This window comes from Mesorhizobium sp. M4B.F.Ca.ET.214.01.1.1 (assembly GCF_004791545.1).
GTDB lineage: Bacteria > Pseudomonadota > Alphaproteobacteria > Rhizobiales > Rhizobiaceae > Mesorhizobium > Mesorhizobium abyssinicae.
The window spans coordinates 1-287 of record NZ_SRUX01000276.1 but is presented as its reverse complement, the minus strand read 5'-3'; the positions used below and the strand labels follow the sequence as shown (position 1 = coordinate 287).

At 67.6% G+C, this 287-nt stretch carries 1 pseudogene; it reads right to left on the bottom strand.

Annotated elements, in window-relative coordinates:
* A pseudogene (locus EN857_RS34235) lies at window positions 1-287 on the bottom strand (conjugal transfer protein TrbE); the annotation flags it as partial.

Sequence of the window (287 nt, the reverse complement as noted above, 5' to 3'; positions counted from 1 at the left end):
GCCCGCGCCGAGACGTGGCTCTACGAGGGGCGCGGGCTGCTTCCTCGGCCGGCGGCAGATAGAGAAAGGTAAGGAAGTAGCTCGATACGAAATGAACCTCCTCCTCTTCGAACTCGGCCTTGCGCTCGGCGTCGACCAGGCGAGAGGCGGGATCGGGAAACTCGCTTTCGGGATAGGTCGCGGCGGCGTGCCGCTGCGCCTCGACGAAGAGGCTCCAACCCGAACCGAGGCGACGGACGGCATTGTTGATGCGCGAGGCCGTCGCGGCCGAACTGGTCGCGGCGGCC